Consider the following 20,578-nt stretch of genomic DNA (forward strand, 5'->3'; position numbering starts at 1 on the left):
CTCAGAAGCCGTAGTCTTGGACAAAATTGCCCTGACGGTATTGGCCAGGGGTGACGCCAAAGGTCTGCTTAAAGGCACGGTTGAGGTGGCTTTGGTCGTAGAACCCATGGGCGATCGCAATATCGGCGATCGATTGGTCAGTGTGGAGCGATCGCTTAGCCTGCACCAGTTGCCAGTGGCGCTGATAGCTGTGGGGCGGCAACCCCACCTGCCGCCGAAAGCTGCGGATTAAATAGTAGGGACTGAGCCCCACCAGCTGTGCCAGGGTGTCGATAGAAATATTGTCGGCGTAGTGGGTTTCTAAGTAGGTTTGCACTTGGGCCAAAGCGCTGTTAGGCTCTGACCGCCGCCATCGGCGCTGTCGATCGCCATAGCGATCGATTAAATAGGCCATCAACTCCAGCAGCAGAGAGTCTCGCTCTAGCTGAAGTGTGGGCTGGCTAAGGGCGACAAACAACCGGCTAAACTTAGCCTGCCCAACTGCATCGGTGCTGGTCTGTAATGCGATCGCAAAGTAGGGCAGCCCCGGACACTCTAGCTGAGCCAAAATCTGCTGCATTTTTGGCACGCTGATGTAGAGGTTGCGAAAGCCCCAGCCGGCCTCAGCCTGCACCTGCCCAGTGTGCACTTCGCCCGGATGAATCAGTTTGAAGCTACCGGGGCAGGCATAGTGATGATCGCCCCGGTAGAAAAAGCCGCCTAGGCCCAAATGGGTGAAGCCAATGGTGTAGGCCTCGTGCATGTGCTTGGCAAAGGTGTGGTGATAGAGCTGGGCATTAAATAGCTCAACGCCAGGCAGGCTGGACTGCCACAATTGGGCAAATTCCGTTTCGGCGACCATCGCAATTTGTAAAGGGCAGGATTCTCTATTTAAGCGCAGCGGCGATATTCCTCATTCCTCTCTGCCCTCTCCCCAAACCCCTCTCCCAAGCTGGGAGAGGGACTTTGAGGGGTTATGGTGATAGGGTTTTGACGGCTTTGTCAATGTCTGTAAGTACTGTGGAACAGTCATGTTCAACGGTGTCGGTTGTGAACCGCAGTACGGTCAGGCCAAGTTCTTCAAGTAGTGTTTGTCTTTGGCGATCGCGGTCTGCTCTGTGGGCATGACTTGACCCATCGATCTCGATAACTAACCGTGCCTGAGAAATATAAAAATCAACAACAAATGGGCCGATCGGCTGCTGACGGCGGACTTTGTAACCGCGTTGTTTACGCCGAAGCTGTTGCCATAATAGGTTTTCGGTAAAGGTTTGCTCTTGCCTAAGCTGGCGAGCGACTTCAACCATGCGGCGTCGCAGGTCTTCGGAAATTTGCCATCGCTCTGTTGGTTGGGCAGCCATGCTTGAGGAACTTTGAGGGCGTCTACTCCCCTTCCTCCCGACTTGGGAGGAAGGGGTTGGGGGATGGAGGGCAAGGTTAGCGGAAGGTAGCTTGCTCTCTGCTGAAGTTTTCCCTCTCCCTAAAGCCCCTCCCCTTTCCTGGGAGAGGGACTTTAGCACCCTTCCAGCCTTTGCCTAAGAACTCCGACGGAGGCTCTACCTTCATTGGTTGAGGCGGAGCCTCAAGGGGTGCGCCTAGGCGAAGCCTAAAGGCGAGGGAACTTGCCACGCCGTGTTGTAGTATGTATACTACAAGCCTGCCATTGATGCTTTGGTAGATCTGCAAACCTTAGGTCAGAAGCGGCTTGATGCTGAATCCAGGTTGATTGCTTTTATGCTCTTGGGCAAAGACCGTTTGTCTCACCCCTTGTCTTATTTAAGCCAAGCTCAGATGCAGCTCTGACTGACACAATTTAAATCGTAGGTGGGGTGAAGAAGATTAAATGAAACCCGTTTTCTATGCCATTTTGGCGAACTCATTGGTGGCGATTCTAACCAACACCTTGGTCTGGTTTGGGGTCACGTTTTGGGTTTACCTGCAAACTCAATCGGTGCTAGCGACCTCGGTGATGGCTGGGATATATCTGGTCACCGTCGCCGTTTCTGGCTTTTTCTTAGGGTCGCTGGTCGATCGCTACCGCAAAAAAACAGCCCTGCTGATTTCTAGCGCTGGTTCACTGGTGATGTACGCTCTCGCCTACCTAATTTATGTATCTGCGCCAACGGCTATTTTTGCCGACGCGTCTAGTGCCATTCTCTGGGGATTTATCGTTTTGGCGCTGATGGGGGCGATCGCCGGAAACCTGCGCACCATCGCCCTGCCAACTCTGGTAACGGTGCTGATTCCTGAAGCGGAGCGCGACAAAGCTAATGGCTTGGTTGGCACCATCAATGGGGTGGCTTTTTTGGGAGCTTCTATTGTCAGCGGGCTAGTGATCGGGTTTTTAGGCATGTATTGGATGCTGGTAATGGCGATCGTGCTCAGCGTCCTGACTATCCTCCATTTGTGCACCATTGCTATTCCTGAGAAGCGAATTATCCAAACCGAGGCGAAGCCTAATCACATTGATATTCGAGGCACGATTCAGGTGATTCGCCTGGTGCCGGGTTTGTTTGCGCTGATCTTTTTTAACTGCTTCAACAACTTTTTGGGCGGCGTCTTTATGTCGCTGATGGATGCCTACGGGCTATCTCTAGTGTCGGTGCAGGTTTGGGGCGCTGTGTGGGGGTTCTTGAGCCTAGGGTTCATTGTTGGTGGGTTGGCAGTTGCGCGGTTTGGGTTAGGCAAAAGCCCCCTGCGAACCATGTTTCTATCCAACATTGTGATGTGGATAGTCGCGATGGGCTTCACGATTCAGCCGTCAATTATTTTGCTGGCGGTTGGTTTATTGGTGTACTTGTGCCTAATTCCTGTGGTCGAAGCTTCAGAACAACTGATCCTGCAAACGATGATTCCGCTGGAGCGCCAGGGACGGGTGTTTGGCTTTGCCCAGAGTATTGAGCAGGCGGCCTCTCCACTCACGGCATTTATGATAGGCCCGATCGCCCAATTTCTGTTTATTCCCTTTATGACCACCGGGGCTGGGGTCGACTTAATTGGTCCCTGGTTTGGCACCGGCACCGATCGCGGCATTGCCTTGCTATTTACCTTGACGGGCTTCGTGGGGTTGGTGGTAACGGTGCTGGCCATGCGATCGAGCGCCTACCGCAAACTGGCGTCAAATTATCAAAAGCGCTACGTCGATACTGTTCAACTTGAAGCCAAGAAGTCATGATGAGTCGTTTGGAATATGCCCTGGGAGTGAGTGTTGCTCCGGGCATACCCATTGGTTCGCTCATTAGCTAAGCTTCGCCTAGTGCATGATTATCAAGCACGGTTTTAGCCATGCGTTCTAGCTGTTATTCTGCCTCAATTAGCCTTGAATTCATTAAGAGAGCTTATTAGTTCTCAAGATTTTAGGTTCATCTGGCCTAATTCCTTCAGAATCCTTACTGAATCAGTATTAGGAGCTACAAGCAATGTCAGCGAATGATTACTTGAGCGTTAGAAGACCAAATTGGTAGCAAAGCCTATAACCATTGACAGAAATAGATTCTAGAAAGACTGGCCCTTGAGACGATACATCACTTGGTCTTGATTGATAAGCTTTAGACAGAAATAAGAGAAAGTTATCTTTCAGGAGAGTTTGCTTTATGACGAGTACAAGCAGTAATCAAAATCCAACTGGACAGCCTGATGAGAGGATTGTGATTCAGGCTACCGACTTCCCTTCTGCCCAATCTGAGCAGACAGCCCAATCTGAGCAGACAGAGGAAACCGAAAAACATCAAAGCGGTGAGCATACCGTAGCCAAAGCTGTTGGCGCAACCGGAGGTAGTGTTGCAGGCGCGGTAGTTGGTAGAATGGTCGCCGGTAAAGTGGGTGCAGCCATTGGCGCTGTAGGTGGCGCGATCGCAGGTGCAGCTATTGGTGATCAAGCCGCTACAGGCATGGACCAGCAAGTAGAAAACGTAGCGGGTTCAATCAAGGATGTAGCTGAAACCGTTACCCATCAGGTTGAAGATACCCTTGATAGCGTTAAAGCAAAGATTGATGAAACCGATGTCAAAGGTCTAGCTGAGTCTGCAAAGCAGAAGATTAACGAAGCGGATGTGCGCGGTGTTAGTCAATCTATTCAAGGCAAAATTGACGAAGCCGATGTGCGCGGCGTAACTCAGTCTGTGCAAGGCAAAATTGATGAAGCGGATGTCCGCGGTGTTAGTCAGTCTATTCAAGGCAAAATTGACGAAGCCGATGTGCGCGGCGTAACTCAATCTGTGCAAGGCAAAATTGATGAAGCGGATGTCCGCGGTGTTAGCCAGTCTGTAAAAGGCAAAATTGACGAAGCAGACGTTCGTGGAGTCACAGATTCTGCCAAAAGAGCAATTAATGATGATTTAAAACCTGCGATCAAAAACACCATCGATCAAACCTCTCAAAAAGCTAAAAATGCTGCCAGTAGCGCAGCTTCAGCGGCAAAGACGTCCCTACAAGAACCCTCGCCTAATACGAAGCCAGAGGGTTGGACAGATCCTTTGATTGAGCAAAAACTCCACGAGAATCAAGGGAATCTTTAGTTCCTTGAATTCTCAGTAACCTATAAAGTTGGGGAGCACCTTTTCGGGTGCTCCCCAACTTTTATATTTGTTCATTACTTACCAAGTAGGCGGGTAAAATTAAATGCAAGTACGGCCAACCCCGTTAAGAGCTGATTTGCAAAGTAAAGCTTAAGCAGCCAATTGATTCAGCATTAGACGGATAAAAGCCCCATAGATCATGGCTTCAGCAGTTTCAGTGTGCAACTCATAGTCCTTGCTCAACCGTCGATGGCGGTTCAGCGATCCAAAACCTCGCTCAATGATCCAACGCTTCGGTAATACCTCAAAGGTCTTGGATTCTCGCTCCATCACCTCGACGCGAACTTAGTCTCCGCAGACGGCTTGCACAGCCCGCCTGAAGTTTGGCCCTGAATAGCCTTGGTCAACCCAAATCACCTCTAACCGAGACAACTTCTCCTGCCCTTTGTCTAGCACTACGACGGCCCCTAAACGCTCGGAGGCATTCGCTTTAGTAACGACCACCCCAATCGTGAAGCCCTGTAAATCGACAACGAGATGGCGCTTACGCCCTGGGTAAGGGCAAACGGCCGTTTGCCCCTACGAGAGATGTTGCAGGTCTGATTTATACCTATATCTAGCGACGCCCTTATTAACCCCGCCCTCTTCTGCTCCACCTGCTTCACTGCAGAGTTTTTATAGCTTTGCGGAGTTCGTAAATACTTCGGTGAATGTCGTCTATTTCGTTGCGGGTAGGTAGGTCGTAAAATTTAAGGATAATCTCAGCTAATTTTTGTTGTTGCAGGCGAAATTGTAGGGCTGAGTTTAGAGATTTTCTCTGAATATTGAGGGCCTCTGGAGTACGAAATATTTGGGCAAATACCTGATCAAAGAGGCGGCTCCAAACCCGCAGCAGCTGTTGCCAGGTCTGAATTTTGACCTCTGGAGAGGTTGGAGAGGCTAACACTTGTATTAACTGATCGAAGGTCTGTACCCAGACAGCGCCTTGTACACCCTGGTACTGAAAACTTGCTTGCTGAAACTTAATCCAAGCCTCCCATGTTTTGAGCAATTGGTGAGCAAAATCATGGTCGCTGGTAGAGCCAAGATTAGACGGGTCGTGACCTAAAAAATGTTTTAATGAGAGAGAGAATAGGCGTTGAAGATCCTGAAGGATAGCTGGGTACGCGATATACTCAGCAGAGGTTTCGGCTTCCCCGGATGGTGTTGCTAATAGGCTTTGCCATAGTGACTCTAGACAAATCTGACTTAGGGTTTGTAGTCCTTTGAGATAGATCCATCCCTGCTCGGTTGACTCCATATCAGCCCCAATGGTTGTATAAAAACTCAGTCCTAGTAGCGACCGCCTGCCGTAAAAACTTTCATCAGTCCATCCAAAAAGCTGGGTATAACCCAGTCTTTGAAGTCTCCATCAACCCGAATTTCTTCGGGAACTGTCTCGTATACGTTGTTGCGATCGCTAGCCGCCTTGGGCTCGTCAGTGCGCTGATACTTAAAGCCCACCCCCAGCAGTAGGGCATCGACTAGCTCGGGGGAAAGGCGTTGCAGTACGTTCAGCACCTTAGCCGAATCGCCCACATAGTAGTCACGGGTGGCATGGGTAGCTGAGTAGAGCACCGCGTCGGCGACCAGTTCTGGGGAGTAGTAGGGGGGAATCCCCATCGGCTTGACCCCCAGCTTAGTGAGGGCATTGTTCCAGAGGGGAGTATTGATCACGGCTGGCTTAATGCTGGTCACGCTGATGGGCCGTGCTTCGTGCATCAGCTCCACCCGTAGAGATTCAAGAAATCCTTCAACCCCGTGCTTTGATGCCGAGTAGGCGCTTTGGTAAGGCAGCGATCGCACCCCCTCGATCGATGAAATGTGAATGAGTGCGCCTCTGCCCTCGCGCTTCAGGTGAGGTAGCGCCACCATGGCCCCGTAGGCCTGCCCCATCAGATTCACCTCTATGACTCGCTTAAATTCTTCGGGGGTGAGCTCTGCAAAGAGCGCAAAAATCACAACCCCAGGCACATGCACCCAGGTGTCTAAGCGCCCGTAGGCTTCGATCGCGCGATCGGCGATCGCCTTGACCTGCTCAAAAACAGAAATATCGGCCAGAACCGAGGTAACCTCACCGCCCAATCGCTGAATCTCATGGCTGAGCGTGGCCAACTTTTCTTCGCTGCGTCCGGCGATAACGAGCTTGGCTTTTTTCTCAGCAAAGCGCAGAGCCGTAATTCGGCCGATACCGCTGGTGGCACCAGCGATGGCAACTACCTGTTGGTCAATGGGTTTTAACTGCATGAGAAGTAGTTCCTGATTGAAAGATAAGCAAAATTGAGACTTAGCACCTTTTATGACGAATAACCCGGCAAAAGAATAGCTCAGACCTATGCCGATATTCGTTTGGCAGACTCTCTTGATAAATCAGGCTCTACCGTGTGCTCAGGGGAAAAAGCTTTCGCCCTTAACCTAAAAGGTCAATAGGGGTGAACACTATCTCTCTAATGGGAGAAGTTTTTGCGTGCAGAGTAAATTTAAATAGAACTGCTTACCCATGAACCCCCACGCCTGCGGGGAAAGGGCAGAATGTACAGTAACGTTGACTTTATTCAAAAAGGGGTGAAAGTCAGCCAAAGGTACATCGCCTTAGGGGAGGATGTTCAACCAGGGTTTTCATTAAAGGAAGCAGTTTATCGGGAAGATAAGCTGGTTTTGTATCACTTTAAACCCCAAGACAGAACTCCCTTAAGTGCCCCAATTTTAATTGTGTATGCCCTGGTCAATCGTCCTTATATCGCTGATTTAGAGGCAGGGCGATCGTTTATCGATAATCTACTCAAGCTAGGTTTAGATATTTACCTAATCGATTGGGGCTATCCAAGCCGGGGCGATCGCTGGCTAACACTAGATGACTATATCAATGGCTACCTAAATAACTGCGTTGATATTGTCTGTAACCGCCATAATCTAGATCGCCTTAACGTTCTAGGAATTTGCCAGGGTGGTACATTTAGCCTATGCTATGCGGCTCTTTACCCCCACAAAGTCAACACTCTCATTACCATGGCCGCTCCAGTCGATTTTCATCGGCAAGAGGGGCTTTTGAATATTTGGGGAGGAGCTGCATCAGGCCAGCAAGCCATTGACGTAGATCTGTTGGTTGAGGTCTTTGGGAATGTGCCGGGCAGTTTTCTCAGCGCTACTTTCTTAATGTTGAAGCCCTTTCAGCTAGGGGTACAAAAATATGTGGATCTCCTAGAGCTGATTGACCATGACGATAAGCTCCTGACCTTTTTTCGAATGGAAAAGTGGATCTCTGATAGCCCTGATCAAGCTGGGGAAGCATTTCGCCAATTTATCAAAGACTTTTACCAGGGCAACAAGCTGATTCAGGGAACGGTTGAACTCGGCGGCAAGACCGTAAACCTAAAGAATATTTCTATGCCTGTTCTCAATATCTATGCTGAGCAAGATCATTTGGTTCCACCTGCCTCCTCCCTAGCCCTGGGGCAGTATATCAGTAGCGAAGACTACACCGTGTGCAACTTTCCGGTTGGGCATATTGGTTTATATGTCAGCAGCAAGGTGCAATCGAACTTGCCCCCCACCATAGCCGAATGGATTCAGGCGAGACCTTGATTCGCGCTATCTCAGCAAGGAGTTTAAGCGCTGAAGCTGTAACCCTCATTGTCTTGGAATCTATCTTTGGGACGATAGCCTGAGAGGACAACGGTAAATAGACTTTAGGAGACTATACCGCCTCTTATTTAGCTACAGCATTTTTGAACTAGCGAGGTACTCAGATCGCTGTTAAGCCCTTGTTTCTTTAGCGTTGGGCTTCACCCTATGTTGCAAGAAAATGCTGTGTTTTCGGACCAAGATAAGCACAAGGTTTTGAGTTATTAAAGCAAGACCTAAAATGCAAAGAGGCCCTAAACAAAAAATGCTTAGAGCCTCTTACCTGGCAAAATTTCTCTAGAATTCACAGATTGCGAAACAGGCCGAAGTAGCCGTCCCACAGCTGTTTCTGGTTTTCAAGCGTCAGACGGGCTAGAAGGGCCTGAAGTTCTAAAGAACTACTGACTACCTCTTCCTGAAGCTTCAGGGTGCTAGTTGTTGCCCCCTGAGCGTTGGTCATACTATTTTTTTGCATATCTGAAACTGCCGCGTTAAAGCTGGAAAAGCTTCCCCTTTGAAGTTCGCTGAGCTGGTTTAAGAATTGCTCTAGGTTGCTGCTCCAATGCATGATTTTTCTCCTTAGGATATTTTCAACAGAATTGCTTTGGCGCCACTAGGCTTAATATAACTAAAATTCTCAAATCGACAATCATTTTACCAAAAAATTTTCATTGACAAAACACTTTTAGCGGGTTATCACACTATGAAAAGAGGCTTTACGTGAAAGAAAGTTTTCTCTCTAATTTCGTGTTTAGAGATGAAAGAAACCGTGTCTTCATAGAAGGATCTTAGAGTGACATGTACCCCTAAAAAGTAAAAAATTTGATTTTCTATTTTACAAATTTGGTTATGTCTAAGGCCGTTGCTCATTCAATTCATTTAACTCCAAAGGGATACCAATGCAATCAGCGTATGTTGTTTCAGCCGTTCGCACGCCTCTAGGCCGGTTCGGGGGTAGTCTAGCTGGGTTTTCTCCGGTAGATTTGGGTGCGATCGCCATGAGAGCCGCCTTAGATCAGGCCCGTATTCCAGGCGACGCGCTGGACCTCTACATTTTGGGCAACGTCTTGAGAGCCGGGCATGGGCAGTCTTTGCCGCGTCAGGCGGCCTTAAAAACCGGCATTTCTGAAACTGTTAATGGCTATGCCGTAGACATGGTTTGCTCATCGGGCATGATGAGCGTCATTAATGGGCTGGCGGCAATTCGGGCTGGCGAAGCCGATCTGGTGCTAGCTGGCGGTATGGAGTCAATGTCCCAGAGCGGTTTTTACCTGTCTCACCGGGCCAGGTGGGGCTATAAGTTTTTGCTGGGAGCCCCAGAGCAGCTGACCGATATTTTGCTCTACGATGGTTTGACCGATCCTGGTTCGGCAGAGGGGATGGGCGCCCAGGCCGAGCGCCTGGCCGCCGACTATGGCATTAGCCGACACGATTTAGATGAGATCGCCCTTTATTCTCAGCAACGAGCGGCGATCGCCACCGAAAAAGGGCATTTCAAACAAGAAATTGCCCCCATTCAAATTGACAGCAAGCAGGGGTTGCAGTGGATAGACAGTGACGAAGGCATTCGCGCTGGCACTAGCCTGGCCAGCCTGGCTAAGCTCAAGCCCGCTTTTCAAGAGGCGGGTGTATTTACGGCAGGCAACAGCAGCCAGATTTCCGATGGAGCCGCCGCCCTGGTGCTGGCTAGCCAGGCTGCCGTAGAGCGCTACCAGCTCAAGCCCCTAGCGCGGGTTTTGGGCGGAGCCTGGGCCGGGGGTGAAGCCTGGCGTTTTCCTGAAGTGCCTATTTTAGCGGTGCAGAAGCTGTTGGATAAGCTCAAGCTCACCATTCAAGATTTTGATCTGTTTGAAAACAACGAAGCCTTTGCCCTCAGCAACGTGCTGTTTCACCGCATGTTAGACGTGCCCTACGACAAACTCAACATCTATGGCGGAGCGATCGCCCTAGGTCACCCCATTGGTGCTTCGGGGGCACGCATTATTGTCACGCTGCTCAATGCCCTGCGGCACCAGAACGGCCACCTCGGCCTAGCCGCCGTCTGCCACGGCAGCGGTGGCGGCACGGCTATTGGCCTAGAAACGCTCTAACGCAGTTGTTAAAAATGCCTCTGGCAACAAAAAGGAGATCACCGCATGCTTTCCCTAGGGTTGGAAGACGCCACTGTTTTAGTTACTGGAGGCAGCCGAGGCATCGGATCTGCGATCGTGACTCTACTGGCCGCGATGGGGGCCAAGGTAGCCTACACCTATCGCCAAAACCATAACGATCAGCTACCAGGGCTGGCCCTTCAGGCCGATGTCACCGACCCAGCAGCCATGGATGCCGTGAGCGAAAAAGTAGAGAGAGCCCTCGGCCCCATCTACGGAGTGGTTGCCAATGCGGGCATTACCCGCGATCGCGTCTTTACTAAGCTCACCGCAACGGATTGGGACGATGTTATCGACACCAACTTGACCGGCCTCTACAACACGCTGAGGCCGATTGTGCCCAAGCTGTACGAGCAGAAAGCCGGTTCGGTGGTGTGCATTAGCTCGATTTCGGGGGAACGGGGCAATGTTGGCCAGATCAACTACGGGGCTTCTAAGGCTGCCGCCATTGGGTTTACCAAATCTCTGTCCAGGGAAGCAGCCCGCTACGGAGTACGGGCCAATGCCGTTGCCCCCGGCTTTATTGAAACCGATATGCTCAAGCCCATTCCCGATGCCGTCAAAGAGCGTATTTTAGAAGACATTCCCTTCCGCCGCTTTGGTAAGCCCGAAGAGATTGCCTGGGCAGTTGCGTTTCTACTCTCGCCCGTTGCCAGCAGCTACGTGACCGGCACAGTTTTACGGGTCAACGGTGCCCATCACACTTAGCCCATCACACTTACAAAGACAAGGAGTAACCTGTGGAACCCAACGTGAGAGAGCAGCGGATCGACATCAACGGCTTAACGATTCACTACTACGAGTCTGCTACCGCCGAAGGGCAACCCGATATTCCTCTGGTGCTGTTGCATGGTACGGGTGAGAGCGCCTTTGATTGGAACTGGGTACTGCCCGATCTGTGCTCTCAGTACCGGGTCTATGCGCCCAGTTTTCCCGGCGCAGGAGAAAGCAGCAAGCCCAATCGCGCCTATTCGATCGATTTCTTGACCCGATTCGTCCTGGATTTTCTTAGCGCCCTCAACCTGGAGCAGGCCATATTGGTTGGCAACTCTCTCGGCGGGCTGGTCAGTTTGCGCATGGCGCTAAACTATCCCGAAAAGGTGGCGGCCCTGGTGCTAGTTGATAGCGCCGGGTTGGGGCCATACGTGAACCCCCTGCTCACTCAAATGACGCTGCCGGTCTATGGCGAGGTGGCGATCGCGTGGAGCAAACTTCCTGTAAACGCCCAACTGCGGGTCAGGGCCAGAACTACCCTGATGTATGCCAACCCTCAGAAGGCCCCCGACGATTGGCTCGCGATGCAAGACAAGCTGACCCAGACGCCTGGCTTTTTAGAGGCCACCCTATCATCCCTCCGCGCCCTGTCAAATATCTTTGGGCAACACATCGTCTTGCTCGACGATCTACCGCAGCTAACCATGCCAACCCTGCTTATTTGGGGTGAAAATGACCTCATCTTGCCTAAATACCAAGCCCAAGCGGCGGTAAAACGCATTCCCCAAGGACAGCTCAGCATTATTCCCCAGGCGGGTCACTTGCCACAGATTGAGCAGCCAGACCTCTTTTTAGCGGCCCTCAAACCGTTTCTAACCCGTGTCTACACCGAAGCATAGACAGAATCGCCCCTGACAACCGCCGGCTCTCTAGCGTAGGCCAAGTCTACGGTCGGGTGAAACGCAGGGTCACCCAACGACAGACTGGGTTGGGTTGGGTTTTGCTAGCGCACCACCCAACCTACACAACGCCTGCACTTCAGGGCTTATGACTGGGTTTGCTCGGTTTGATCGCGAATTAGGGCACTCCAGTTGTCATCGGTCATAGCGGCAGTCATATCTGCTTTGGGGTCGGCGGCCTGGGCTGCATCTTGCTCTTTCGCCAGTGAGCCATCGGCCATAGCGCGGCGGAGCTTGAGTTTTTTAGCTTCGTAGGCTTCGCGTTCGGCGGCAGACATGGCTTGGGTGACGGCTTTACCCACGGTGCCATCCCAGGTGCCGTCGACATTGCCAGCTGGGGGGCTGGGCAAAGCAGCAATCCATTCATCCCGCAGGGCCGCCATCACCTCTCTGTTAGGAAAGCTAAAGGGTTGCACCGTGACTAGGGCACAGGCCGCCTCGCCTTTTTCGAGCAGATGACTGCGCAACGATAGAGAGACGTTGCGAGAGATGCCAATAAACTGAGTCTGACCCTCGCGATCGAGCACGGCATAGACCCCGGTTACCTTGGCATCCTGAGTTTGGTCGCACCAGTCGGCAATGGGTAGGGGGCTATTGCCGGTAGAAGCCGTAGGTGGAGCGGCAGCTGTTTCGGCAGCATGTTCGTCGGCGGCGCTATACAAAAAGTCGTGGAGACTGCGATGCTCAACAGGGACGTTCTGATGCTCGATCGCATCTGGCGCATCTGGTTTTTCAGAGGTCACGGGTTTGCCTGGGTGATAACACGGCTTTATTATCGTCCGAATTGCATCAACCGGCGACGTTAAAGCGTTGGGAAGGCAGCGGGGTGAACGCTTAAAGGAAGGCATGGGTCGCTCGCCCACGGAAATTGAGCCCAGCCTATCGCTGGTGCAGCCGACCTCGGCTAGTAGTAATGGGGGCTTCCCAAGAGTCCATCACATCTTTAACCAACACTTCTTGCAGCCAGGTTTGTACCACAATCAGCAGTGGAACAGCCAAAAATAGCCCCAGCAACCCAAATAAGGCGGCAAATATGACAACCGAAAGCAGCGTAAACAGGGGCATAAGTGCTACGGTTCGTTTCATGAGTATGGGCATGAGGGCCAGGCTCTCAAACTGCTGGATGAAGAAGTATAAGATCAGCACAGCAAGCCCTTTCCAGGGAGCATCTAGCAGGGCTAGTAGTATGGCTGGAACAGCACTAATAACGGGGCCGACGTTAGGAATAATCTCTAGCAGCCCAGCAAGAATGGCATTGACCAGGGGCAGCGGCACCCCCAAAATTAGCAGCCCAATGTAGCTCAGAGTGCCGATTGTTACCATGCCTACTAGAGTGCCTTGAAACCAGCCCACCAAAGAATGTTCGCACTTGTTTAAAATTTCGTTCACGCGATCGCGGTAGAAAGCGGGAAAGGCAGAGATAACGGTGCGCCGGTAGGAGCCAGGGTTGACCAGCAGCATAACGGTAGCCGCTACAACCAGCAATAGGTTGACTACCGCATTGAGCGACGAGTTGAGGATAGTGAAAAAATTACCAAATGTGCTGTATACCAGCGCCTGAGTTTCATTTAGCAGGCGGTTTATCCCCTGGTTTTCTCCTAGGACAATGCCGGGAATGCGGCCCTGAAACCAGTCATAAATGGTACTGAGGCGCTCGAGCGCCGCTGGCAGCAGGCCACTTAAATTTTGAAGTTGGTCAAGAAATCGAGGCAGAATGATGGCAAAAAGGCCAAAGACGATCAGCAGCAGCAGGGCAATGGTGATTGCGATCGCAAGTCCCCGTTTAATCCGCAGCCGCCGCAAGACTCGCACTACCCGGTTGAGCACAGTCGCTATCACCACCGCTGCAAACAATAGCAGCAGCACCTGGCGAATTTCCCAGAGCAAATAGATAGAGACCCCTAGGGCCAGCAGGCCGACCCATTTCCCTAGCTGCATAGGTCTGTCTCCAGTGGTCCATAGGTAATGCTTGTGAGCTATTCCAGATGATGAGTTACTACCGCCCCAGACGTAGCTCACCTGGCCCGATAATAAGCGGTTTGAGCCGCCCCTGCCTCTGTTTAAGGGAACAGTTGTGAAGCGTCACGTTGTAACTTTGGCGCGATCTGGTCAGGTGAGTTTTGGCCTGCTTTGGCGTGCGATCGCGGCCAGCCTCGCTACCTCGTCAAACTCTGACTGAGTTGAGCTGGTGCAGGCTCTGCCAACATCGATCGTTTGACTTTGTTGATCCACCCCTGGCTGCGGCGCAGCACCTCTGAGTAGTTCAGATCTGTATCTAAAACGAGGTCAAACACAAAGGGTGAAAACCGTTTGGGAAACCATTGGTGGAGCTTGCGACCTACAGTGAGCCGCAGAAAAAACTCCAGCACTAATGCTTTGCTGCGCGGAAAGGAGTAGTCTGACAGATCTCGCAGGGCGTGGGCTTCGACTACCCGCTGCTGAGAAAACTGGGGCAGCACTTGCGACCAATCATCCTGATATTGATCCAGCAATTGGTTCAGCCATTCCACATCTTGCAGGGCTGAGTTGCAGCCCTGGCCAATGGAGGGCGAAACGGCATGGGCAGCGTCTCCCAAAATCAAGATGCGATCGCCGTGGTGAAAGCGATCGCAGGTTACCGTCGTCAATCGGGCGGTGGGGCGTTGCAGCAGAGCCTCGGCTTCGGCCTCGCTGAGCAAGGAGCGAAAAGTGGGCAGCCGAGCGGCAAAATAGTCGAGCACATCGGCCTTGGTCTTTAGCCCATCAAACGGGCTGTTTTTGGCATTAAAAATGAAGGCTCCGTGCATTTGGTCGCCCGGCTGCGGAGCTAGCAGAATGCGCGCATCGCCCCCCATGTTGCAGGCGTGGATGAAGTCTGGGGCCAGCTCAACACCCTGCTGAGGGTTGGTGCGCGCTAGAAAAATTGACTTGTAGGCATCGGGCACGTAGGTCTGTTGACAGTTAAGGCCATGCTCAGCTACTAATGCGGCTCTGACGCAAGACTTGGCCCCATCGGCCCCAACTAGGCGATCGTAATTGACGGTGAAGCTCTGACCATCGGCGGCCTGAAAGCTCACGGTCTGGGTCTGGCTATCGACCCCCTGGCAGGTGCAGTCAAAGGTTAGACTCAGCCGCGCCGGGTCAGGATAGCGAGCGACGAGCTGCTCTAGCAGCACCAGCACCAGCCGGTTGCGATCGATAGTGAGAATGGGGTGTTTGCGCAGAATGCGGCGGGTCTTGCCCTTGCGATGTAGGTAGGTGCCTTGACACATCACGCTATATTCAGCGATCGCCTCTTCTAACCCCGGAATGCCTTGTAAGGCCCGCCGCCCCCGATATTGCAGAGAAATGGGAAACGATCGCTGTTGGTCGGGTGCCACCTGGCGCGGGTCGGGGCGGCGATCGTAGATCTGCACGCGATCGCCCCGCCGCAGGAGATAGTGGGCTAGCAATAGCCCGGCTGGCCCAGCACCGACAATCACAATAGTTTGCGATGAGGTGTCGATCATTCGCACTCACCAAGAACGGCAATGTTTTCGCGTGCTCTGTTCTCGTGATAATACGTTGGTGGCCTCCCTTTTGCACAAATTCACCTCTTGGTATTTGGTTGAGACAGTACCACGGGGGGTTGGCTGCTACGAAGCCCAAGGTTATCTCTATAGCCGCCCGGTCAATCCCGAGGCGGTTCTAGACTTTTTGGGCAGCCCTCGTCCCCAGGGCAGTGACGCCAGCCTGAGCGCTGGAGCGTTCACCCCGGATACCCAAATCCAAATCCCATAACCCCGCGTGCCAGAAGGCCAAACCGTAGGGGCGTAGGCACAGCCGAGCCAGAGGCTTTATTGCATTCGCCCTTTTGAATCGGGGTAGCCAAGAAGGATTGAGGATGAGAGGGGTTAGGTGGGTTGCAGCCAACTCTTGAGCAAGGCTTTTGTTCTCCTTAGCCCTTTTCTTGAGTAGTTTCTGCTAACCTTCCAGGCGTGCCCTTGCTGAAATTTGGGAGCCTAAGCCTTGCCGCTGCCTCACCACGGACGCTACCCCTACTCGGCCATTACGCAGCGGGCCGACTACCATTGGCCCGGCGGACGACGGCTGGCTGTTTACATCGCGCTCAACCTAGAGCATTTTGCCTTTGGCGAAGGACTGGGCGCTGAGCTGGCCCCCGGTGGCCCTCAGCCCGATGTCTTAAACTACGCCTGGCGTGACTATGGCAACCGGGTGGGCGTCTGGCGACTGCTGGAGCTGTTTGATCAGCTAGAGTTGCCGGTGGCGCTGCTGGTCAACTCGGCGATCTACGACTACTGCCCAGAGGTGGTGGCGGCCTTTCGCGATCGCAACGATGAAATTGTTGCCCATGGGCGCACCAACTCCGAGCGCCAGAGTGCCTTGAGCGAGGCGGACGAAGTCGCCCTGATTGCTGAAACGACGCAGACCCTGACCGAGCGCGAAGGGCAGCCGCCCCAGGGCTGGCTTAGCCCCTGGATTGCCCAGAGCACCGTCACCCCCGACCTGCTCCAGGAGGCGGGCTACACCTACTTGCTCGACTGGTGTCAAGACGACCAGCCCGTTTGGTTTAAGACCCGGCACGGCCGCCTGCTCTCGGTGCCCTATCCCCAAGAAATCAATGACATACCGGCGATCGCTGTGCGCCGGGTGAGCGCCAAAGACTTTGCCGAGATGATTATTGACAACTTTGACGAGATGCTAGGGCAGTCTCACCAGCAGCCGCTGGTGTATGGCATTGCCTTGCACCCTTACCTTGTCGGGCAGCCCTTTCGACTGCGGCACCTGCGCCGCGCCCTGCAACATATTGTCAGTGTGGCGAGCAACCAGCCCAATCGGGTGTGGTTGACCCATCCTGGTGCGATCGCCGCCCACACCCTCAGCGAGTTAGCCGACATCATTCCCTAGCGCCCATTCCCAGGGCATCGTTTGATGAAGGGTAAAGCGGCATTCGTTACAAACTACTGAAAAACCAAGCCCCTCCGCCTATGATGGAGCAAACTTGGCTCAAACTCTGTGAAATATTCTAAAACGCTCCATCTATCTGTTCTGCTGGCAATCGCTACCATTCTCACTACCGGCAGCGCCTTGGCCGCCGACCCCGCTGGCCAATCTCAGAGATCCCTCAGCGCTTTGCCCGAAGCCATGCTCAAGGGTGACGAGAGCGAGATTAGCCAAAACTATGCCCAGTCCGAGCTAGACACCTTTTTTAGCAGTGGCTACACCTACTGGGATGCCGCTCAGCTGGCCAGCTATTGGGGCCAAGATGTCGATGAAGCCAAGGCTCGCATGGGCCGCAAGATTCTTTGGGGGCCGGCCGATGTGGCCTTGCTTGAGCAGTTTTTGCTCGATGCCCGCCTAGAGTCACTCCAGTCAGTTGACGAGCTGCGCTTCTACAGCGAAACCAGCTACACCTACGATGACGCCGCTGCCCTGGCCGAATTTTGGGGCGACGCTACCCCCTACGAGGCCAAGCTCCGTATTGAGCGCAACCTAATTATGGGCAACGCCGACGAGGTTGACTATGCCCTGGAGCTGGCTGCGCCCGAGCCCTAAGCCATGACCCTAGCGGGCAGAGTTGGCTTAGAAATTGAGCTGATGGCCCCCCGAGGGTCTAGTCGCCAGGCTCTGGCTGAGGCGATCGCCGCCGCTCATGGGGGCAGCGTTAGCCGCGTGTTTTATCCCCAGTCAGAACACAGCCAGATTGTCGGCACGCCAGTGCTAGAGAATCTCACTCTGGGGTTTGAGGTGCGCGATGCTCAGCATCAGGCGATCGCCTGGTGTGTCGATGATCTGACTCTGCAAGCCGACTGCGATCGCACCCATCCCCCCAAGCCCGACTGGTATCGCATCGTCGGCGACGACATTCGCTTTATGCAGATCATTAGCCGCCTGAGCGATGCTAATCTGCCCCTGGCCGAGGTGTTGCAGCCCGTCGCCAAGACCTTGGGCCTAGAGTTGCAGCAGGGGCCAGAGGGCATGGTCAAACTAGCCGACGACCTGGGGCCACCCATTGCCATTGCTACCTCGCTGCCTGGAGAACGAGAGCGTCCCTGTGAATTGATCACCCCGCCCCTAACCTACGCTCAGCTGCCCCAGCTAGAGACCTACCTGCAAATTGCCCAGCAGCTCAACTTCTACGCTCCAGTGGAAGGCGCAACCCACCTGCATTTTGACGCGGCTCCCCTCTGTTCTGCCCCGGCAATTCGCAACCTGGTCAACCTGCTGTGGGCCTTTGGCCCCACCCTAAAGTCGCTTGTGGGCAGCAACCCTCGGTGTCAACGACTGGGGCTTTGGCCAGCTGAACTGCTGACCCTGGTGCAAACCCCAAGCTGGAGCGACCTGCCCTGGGAGCAGGCTAGAGAACGGCTAAAAACCGTGCCACTCACCAAGTACTGCGACTTTAACCTCAAAAATATTGTCTATGCCCCCCGCCACAAACACACCTTTGAGATGCGCATTCTGCCGGTCTACCTGACTCTGCCACCACTTTTAGACGCTATTGACCTCATGGCTGACCTAGTGAATCGAGCGATCGACCCAGCCCCCGTACCGCCCAACGACCCTTGGTCAGTAGGGATAAACGGCCTCAACGCGCTCCATCAAGCCCTACCATCATCCCAATTTTTACGTCAGCTATAGCTATGGAAGATTAGCCCAGAACAACTTGTGGAATAAAACCCTTAGCAGAAGTGCGAAAATGGGCGTTGCTGATCAGCGGTATGATTTGCCCCCCTACCCACCGGACAACTTCAAAGTCCCCAAAGTTGGGGGATTTAGGGGGCCGATGCAGGGACCTACCGCGTTGCAGATTCATTCCTTGATTCAGCAACGCCCGAAAATGAATGTCCTAACACAGACTTCACCGTCTATTGCAAACATCCCTTAGGTTGAGACAGGCTTGGCGTAGGGACATTGCACTGCAACGTCCCTACCAGAGGATTTCGCCTGCCAAAGTGTCCCAACTAAATTAACTGCTGCAATATACTGCTTTGTCGCTGTAGTCCCTACGGTCACAAGAAAAGGGTGCTAAACAGCACCCTTTCTTAAGCAGTCAAACTATTGCCGTCGCCATCGCTGCACTGACGCTAACTACCTAACCTCAAATACGAGGACCGGCAGAAGGATGGTCAACCACGCGATCTTCAGTAGTGTAAACCGGTGTTGGGCGCTTACGCTTTGCCAAACCACTCAGACCAAGCAGTCCTAAGAGGCCCAGCCAACCCCAGCTTGAGGAGTCATTATCTCCAGCAGTTGTCGTTGTTGTGTTTGGAGCCACTGGGTCAGCATAGGTCTCACTGGGCGCTGTGGCATCAGGAGAAGCCGTGCCGGAAGTCGCTGGGTCAACCGTGCCGGGGGCGGTTGGGGTCACAGGGTCAGGGGAGGTTTCACCAGGCTCCGTTGATCTAGGCGTTGTTCCTTCGGAGGTTGCCACATCACCTGTGTCAGAGGTCGTTGTGTGGGCAGAGGCAGGCAACATAGATGGGGTCAGCGCTAGGCCAAGTGCCAGCGCACTACTACCAACCCATATCGACAAGGCATTGCTTTTCATAAACCAAATTCCTAAAAAAACGAAAGGCATCTGATTTGCCCCTGGGTATTCAAGCCCAACGCGTGGCTCTTGACACCAAAGCAAACCCATATGCCTACAACCTAGACGGTTTCTATGGAGCTGTTATTCATCCTCGGTTAGAGGTTTATGCCTACTAATCATCTACCCAATGATGAGAAGGCTTTAAGACTCTTTCAATCAACAGCTTTTGCAGAAAAAGAGCTAAGAAAACAGTATTTTTCTTTCCCCTAAATAGCCATGCCGTAGCCCAAATTCAACATTAATTGGGTTCTTAAAGACTCGCTAAGTAACTACAGTTGCCTGCTGGTGCTTTTTTTGACTAGTGTTGGCCAAAACCCCAAACGAGCCGAAATCCCTCTAGTAACAACCCTCGAAGGCAATCAAGTCTACCTATTTACAGAGCATAGCCAGCGTCGGGATCGTCACTATACAGAGATGAGAACAAAGCCAAGGCGAAACCAGAGAGAAGAGTTAATGCTCTGGTTTGACTTGAAAGTAGAACTACAGTTAAGGAGTTATTCCTATGACAGCACAGTTAACGCGAAATCGAGAGATAGTTGCAGTATTTAAGACCCGCCAAGAAGCCGACCAGGCTAAACAGGCGATTCAGGCAGCTGGTCTCAACGGGCAGAAAATATTGATTGATGACAGTATCCCCGCTGACCTCCAGTTAGCCGCCCAGGGCATCACCATGGGTCCAGAGGCAGGCCTGCTGATGGGATTTACCCTAGGTGGCATTGTGGGACTGATTGCCACCATCATCATCGTCTTCCAGCTAACGGGTGACTACCCATCGTCTGCTGCCAGCCGAATTGCGGTGTTCGCCAGTGCGATCGCAGGTGGTGTGTTTGGTGTCGGTGCCGGCCGCACGCTAAAGGCTCGCCAACCAGCTCGTCAGCAAATGAAGGGCAACCCCAATCTGCCTCGGGAATATAAGCTGATTGTTGAAGGCAGCCATGACGACGTGATCAAGGCTCAGCAAGCTCTCGGTCAGCCCCCTGTGACGGCCTAAGCCTCAGCCCGTAGTACTCTTCACTAAACCAT

General features: G+C 52.8%; 20 protein-coding genes and 1 pseudogene. 11 read left to right on the forward strand and 10 right to left on the reverse strand.

Annotation, left to right across the window (positions count from 1 at the left end):
- Position 1: 1 nt before the first annotated feature.
- The gene (locus tag H6F57_RS01160) at positions 2–841 is read right to left on the reverse strand and encodes an AraC family transcriptional regulator (protein WP_190624782.1); all 840 of its coding nucleotides are present in this window, start codon (positions 839–841) and stop codon (positions 2–4) included.
- Between the two features lie 112 nt (positions 842–953).
- Positions 954–1,340, reverse strand: a complete 387-nt coding sequence (locus H6F57_RS01165) for a DUF559 domain-containing protein (RefSeq protein WP_190624783.1) — start codon at positions 1,338–1,340, stop codon at positions 954–956.
- A 482-nt stretch (positions 1,341–1,822) separates the two neighbouring features.
- Here H6F57_RS01165 and H6F57_RS01170 point away from each other — a divergent pair, with 482 nt between their 5' ends.
- Together H6F57_RS01170 and H6F57_RS01175 are read left to right on the forward strand one after the other, a co-directional pair.
- Positions 1,823–3,154, forward strand: a complete 1,332-nt coding sequence (locus H6F57_RS01170) for an MFS transporter (protein ID WP_190624784.1) — start codon at positions 1,823–1,825, stop codon at positions 3,152–3,154.
- Positions 3,155–3,572: 418 nt separating this feature from the next.
- Positions 3,573–4,496, forward strand: a complete 924-nt coding sequence (locus H6F57_RS01175; RefSeq protein WP_190624785.1) for a glycine zipper domain-containing protein — start codon at positions 3,573–3,575, stop codon at positions 4,494–4,496.
- A gap of 150 nt (positions 4,497–4,646) precedes the next feature.
- Here H6F57_RS01175 and H6F57_RS28210 read toward each other — a convergent pair.
- From H6F57_RS28210 to H6F57_RS01190, 3 genes and pseudogenes are all read right to left on the reverse strand, one after another.
- Positions 4,647–5,048 (reverse strand): annotated as a pseudogene (locus tag H6F57_RS28210) (transposase); the annotation flags it as partial.
- Between the two features lie 109 nt (positions 5,049–5,157).
- Complete coding sequence (locus H6F57_RS01185; RefSeq protein WP_190624786.1) at positions 5,158–5,796, reverse strand: poly(R)-hydroxyalkanoic acid synthase subunit PhaE; 639 nt, start codon at positions 5,794–5,796, stop codon at positions 5,158–5,160.
- Positions 5,797–5,828: 32 nt separating this feature from the next.
- On the reverse strand, positions 5,829–6,782 hold the full coding sequence (locus H6F57_RS01190; RefSeq protein ID WP_190624787.1) for an SDR family oxidoreductase: 954 nt from the start codon (positions 6,780–6,782) through the stop codon (positions 5,829–5,831).
- A 285-nt stretch (positions 6,783–7,067) separates the two neighbouring features.
- Here H6F57_RS01190 and phaC point away from each other — a divergent pair, with 285 nt between their 5' ends.
- Positions 7,068–8,120 (forward strand): class III poly(R)-hydroxyalkanoic acid synthase subunit PhaC, encoded by a 1,053-nt coding sequence (gene phaC, locus H6F57_RS01195; RefSeq protein ID WP_190624788.1) that lies wholly within the window; start codon positions 7,068–7,070, stop codon positions 8,118–8,120.
- Positions 8,121–8,463: 343 nt separating this feature from the next.
- Here phaC and H6F57_RS01200 read toward each other — a convergent pair whose 3' ends face one another.
- Entirely contained in the window at positions 8,464–8,727 is a 264-nt protein-coding gene (locus H6F57_RS01200; RefSeq protein WP_190624789.1) for a hypothetical protein, read from the reverse strand.
- Positions 8,728–9,058: 331 nt separating this feature from the next.
- On the opposite strand from H6F57_RS01200, the gene H6F57_RS01205 reads away from it, so the two are divergent.
- From H6F57_RS01205 to H6F57_RS01215, 3 genes are read left to right on the forward strand one after another with little or no spacing between them, the layout of a single operon-like run.
- On the forward strand, positions 9,059–10,249 hold the full coding sequence (locus tag H6F57_RS01205; protein ID WP_190624790.1) for a thiolase family protein: 1,191 nt from the start codon (positions 9,059–9,061) through the stop codon (positions 10,247–10,249).
- 45 nt (positions 10,250–10,294) lie between these two features.
- Entirely contained in the window at positions 10,295–11,017 is a 723-nt protein-coding gene (fabG, locus tag H6F57_RS01210) for a 3-oxoacyl-ACP reductase FabG (protein WP_190624791.1), read from the forward strand.
- Between the two features lie 32 nt (positions 11,018–11,049).
- Positions 11,050–11,922, forward strand: coding sequence for an alpha/beta fold hydrolase (locus H6F57_RS01215; protein ID WP_190624792.1), 873 nt, complete (start codon positions 11,050–11,052; stop codon positions 11,920–11,922).
- Between the two features lie 146 nt (positions 11,923–12,068).
- Here the strand turns inward: H6F57_RS01215 and H6F57_RS01220 are convergent, their stop codons facing one another.
- The 3 genes from H6F57_RS01220 to H6F57_RS01230 form a co-directional block, all read right to left on the reverse strand.
- The gene (locus H6F57_RS01220; protein ID WP_199289470.1) at positions 12,069–12,725 is read right to left on the reverse strand and encodes a GIY-YIG nuclease family protein; all 657 of its coding nucleotides are present in this window, start codon (positions 12,723–12,725) and stop codon (positions 12,069–12,071) included.
- Positions 12,726–12,861: 136 nt separating this feature from the next.
- Positions 12,862–13,920: an AI-2E family transporter gene (locus tag H6F57_RS01225; protein ID WP_190624793.1), complete on the reverse strand. Its 1,059-nt coding sequence runs from the start codon at positions 13,918–13,920 to the stop codon at positions 12,862–12,864.
- Positions 13,921–14,138: 218 nt separating this feature from the next.
- The gene (locus H6F57_RS01230; RefSeq protein WP_190624794.1) at positions 14,139–15,470 is read right to left on the reverse strand and encodes an NAD(P)/FAD-dependent oxidoreductase; all 1,332 of its coding nucleotides are present in this window, start codon (positions 15,468–15,470) and stop codon (positions 14,139–14,141) included.
- A gap of 58 nt (positions 15,471–15,528) precedes the next feature.
- Between H6F57_RS01230 and H6F57_RS01235 the strand changes: the two genes are divergently transcribed.
- From H6F57_RS01235 to H6F57_RS01250, 4 genes are all read left to right on the forward strand, one after another.
- Positions 15,529–15,741, forward strand: coding sequence for a hypothetical protein (locus H6F57_RS01235; protein WP_190624795.1), 213 nt, complete (start codon positions 15,529–15,531; stop codon positions 15,739–15,741).
- Positions 15,742–15,969: 228 nt separating this feature from the next.
- Positions 15,970–16,869, forward strand: coding sequence for a polysaccharide deacetylase family protein (locus H6F57_RS01240; protein WP_190624796.1), 900 nt, complete (start codon positions 15,970–15,972; stop codon positions 16,867–16,869).
- 108 nt (positions 16,870–16,977) lie between these two features.
- Positions 16,978–17,517, forward strand: coding sequence for a hypothetical protein (locus H6F57_RS01245; RefSeq protein WP_199289471.1), 540 nt, complete (start codon positions 16,978–16,980; stop codon positions 17,515–17,517).
- Between the two features lie 3 nt (positions 17,518–17,520).
- Complete coding sequence (locus H6F57_RS01250; RefSeq protein WP_190624797.1) at positions 17,521–18,603, forward strand: amidoligase family protein; 1,083 nt, start codon at positions 17,521–17,523, stop codon at positions 18,601–18,603.
- A gap of 460 nt (positions 18,604–19,063) precedes the next feature.
- On the opposite strand, the gene H6F57_RS01255 is transcribed toward H6F57_RS01250, so the two are convergent.
- Positions 19,064–19,603 carry a WGxxGxxG family protein gene (locus H6F57_RS01255; protein WP_313933545.1) on the reverse strand — a complete coding sequence of 180 codons (540 nt, stop codon included), beginning with the start codon at positions 19,601–19,603 and terminating at the stop codon, positions 19,064–19,066.
- Positions 19,604–20,057: 454 nt separating this feature from the next.
- Between H6F57_RS01255 and H6F57_RS01260 the strand changes: the two genes are divergently transcribed.
- A complete protein-coding gene (locus H6F57_RS01260; protein ID WP_190624799.1) occupies positions 20,058–20,546 on the forward strand; it encodes a hypothetical protein in 489 nt (162 codons plus the stop codon).
- The last annotated feature ends 32 nt before the right edge of the window (positions 20,547–20,578 follow it).

Origin of the sequence: Leptolyngbya sp. FACHB-60, assembly GCF_014695775.1 — a bacterium.
Classification (GTDB): Bacteria; Cyanobacteriota; Cyanobacteriia; order Phormidesmidales; family Phormidesmidaceae; genus Nodosilinea.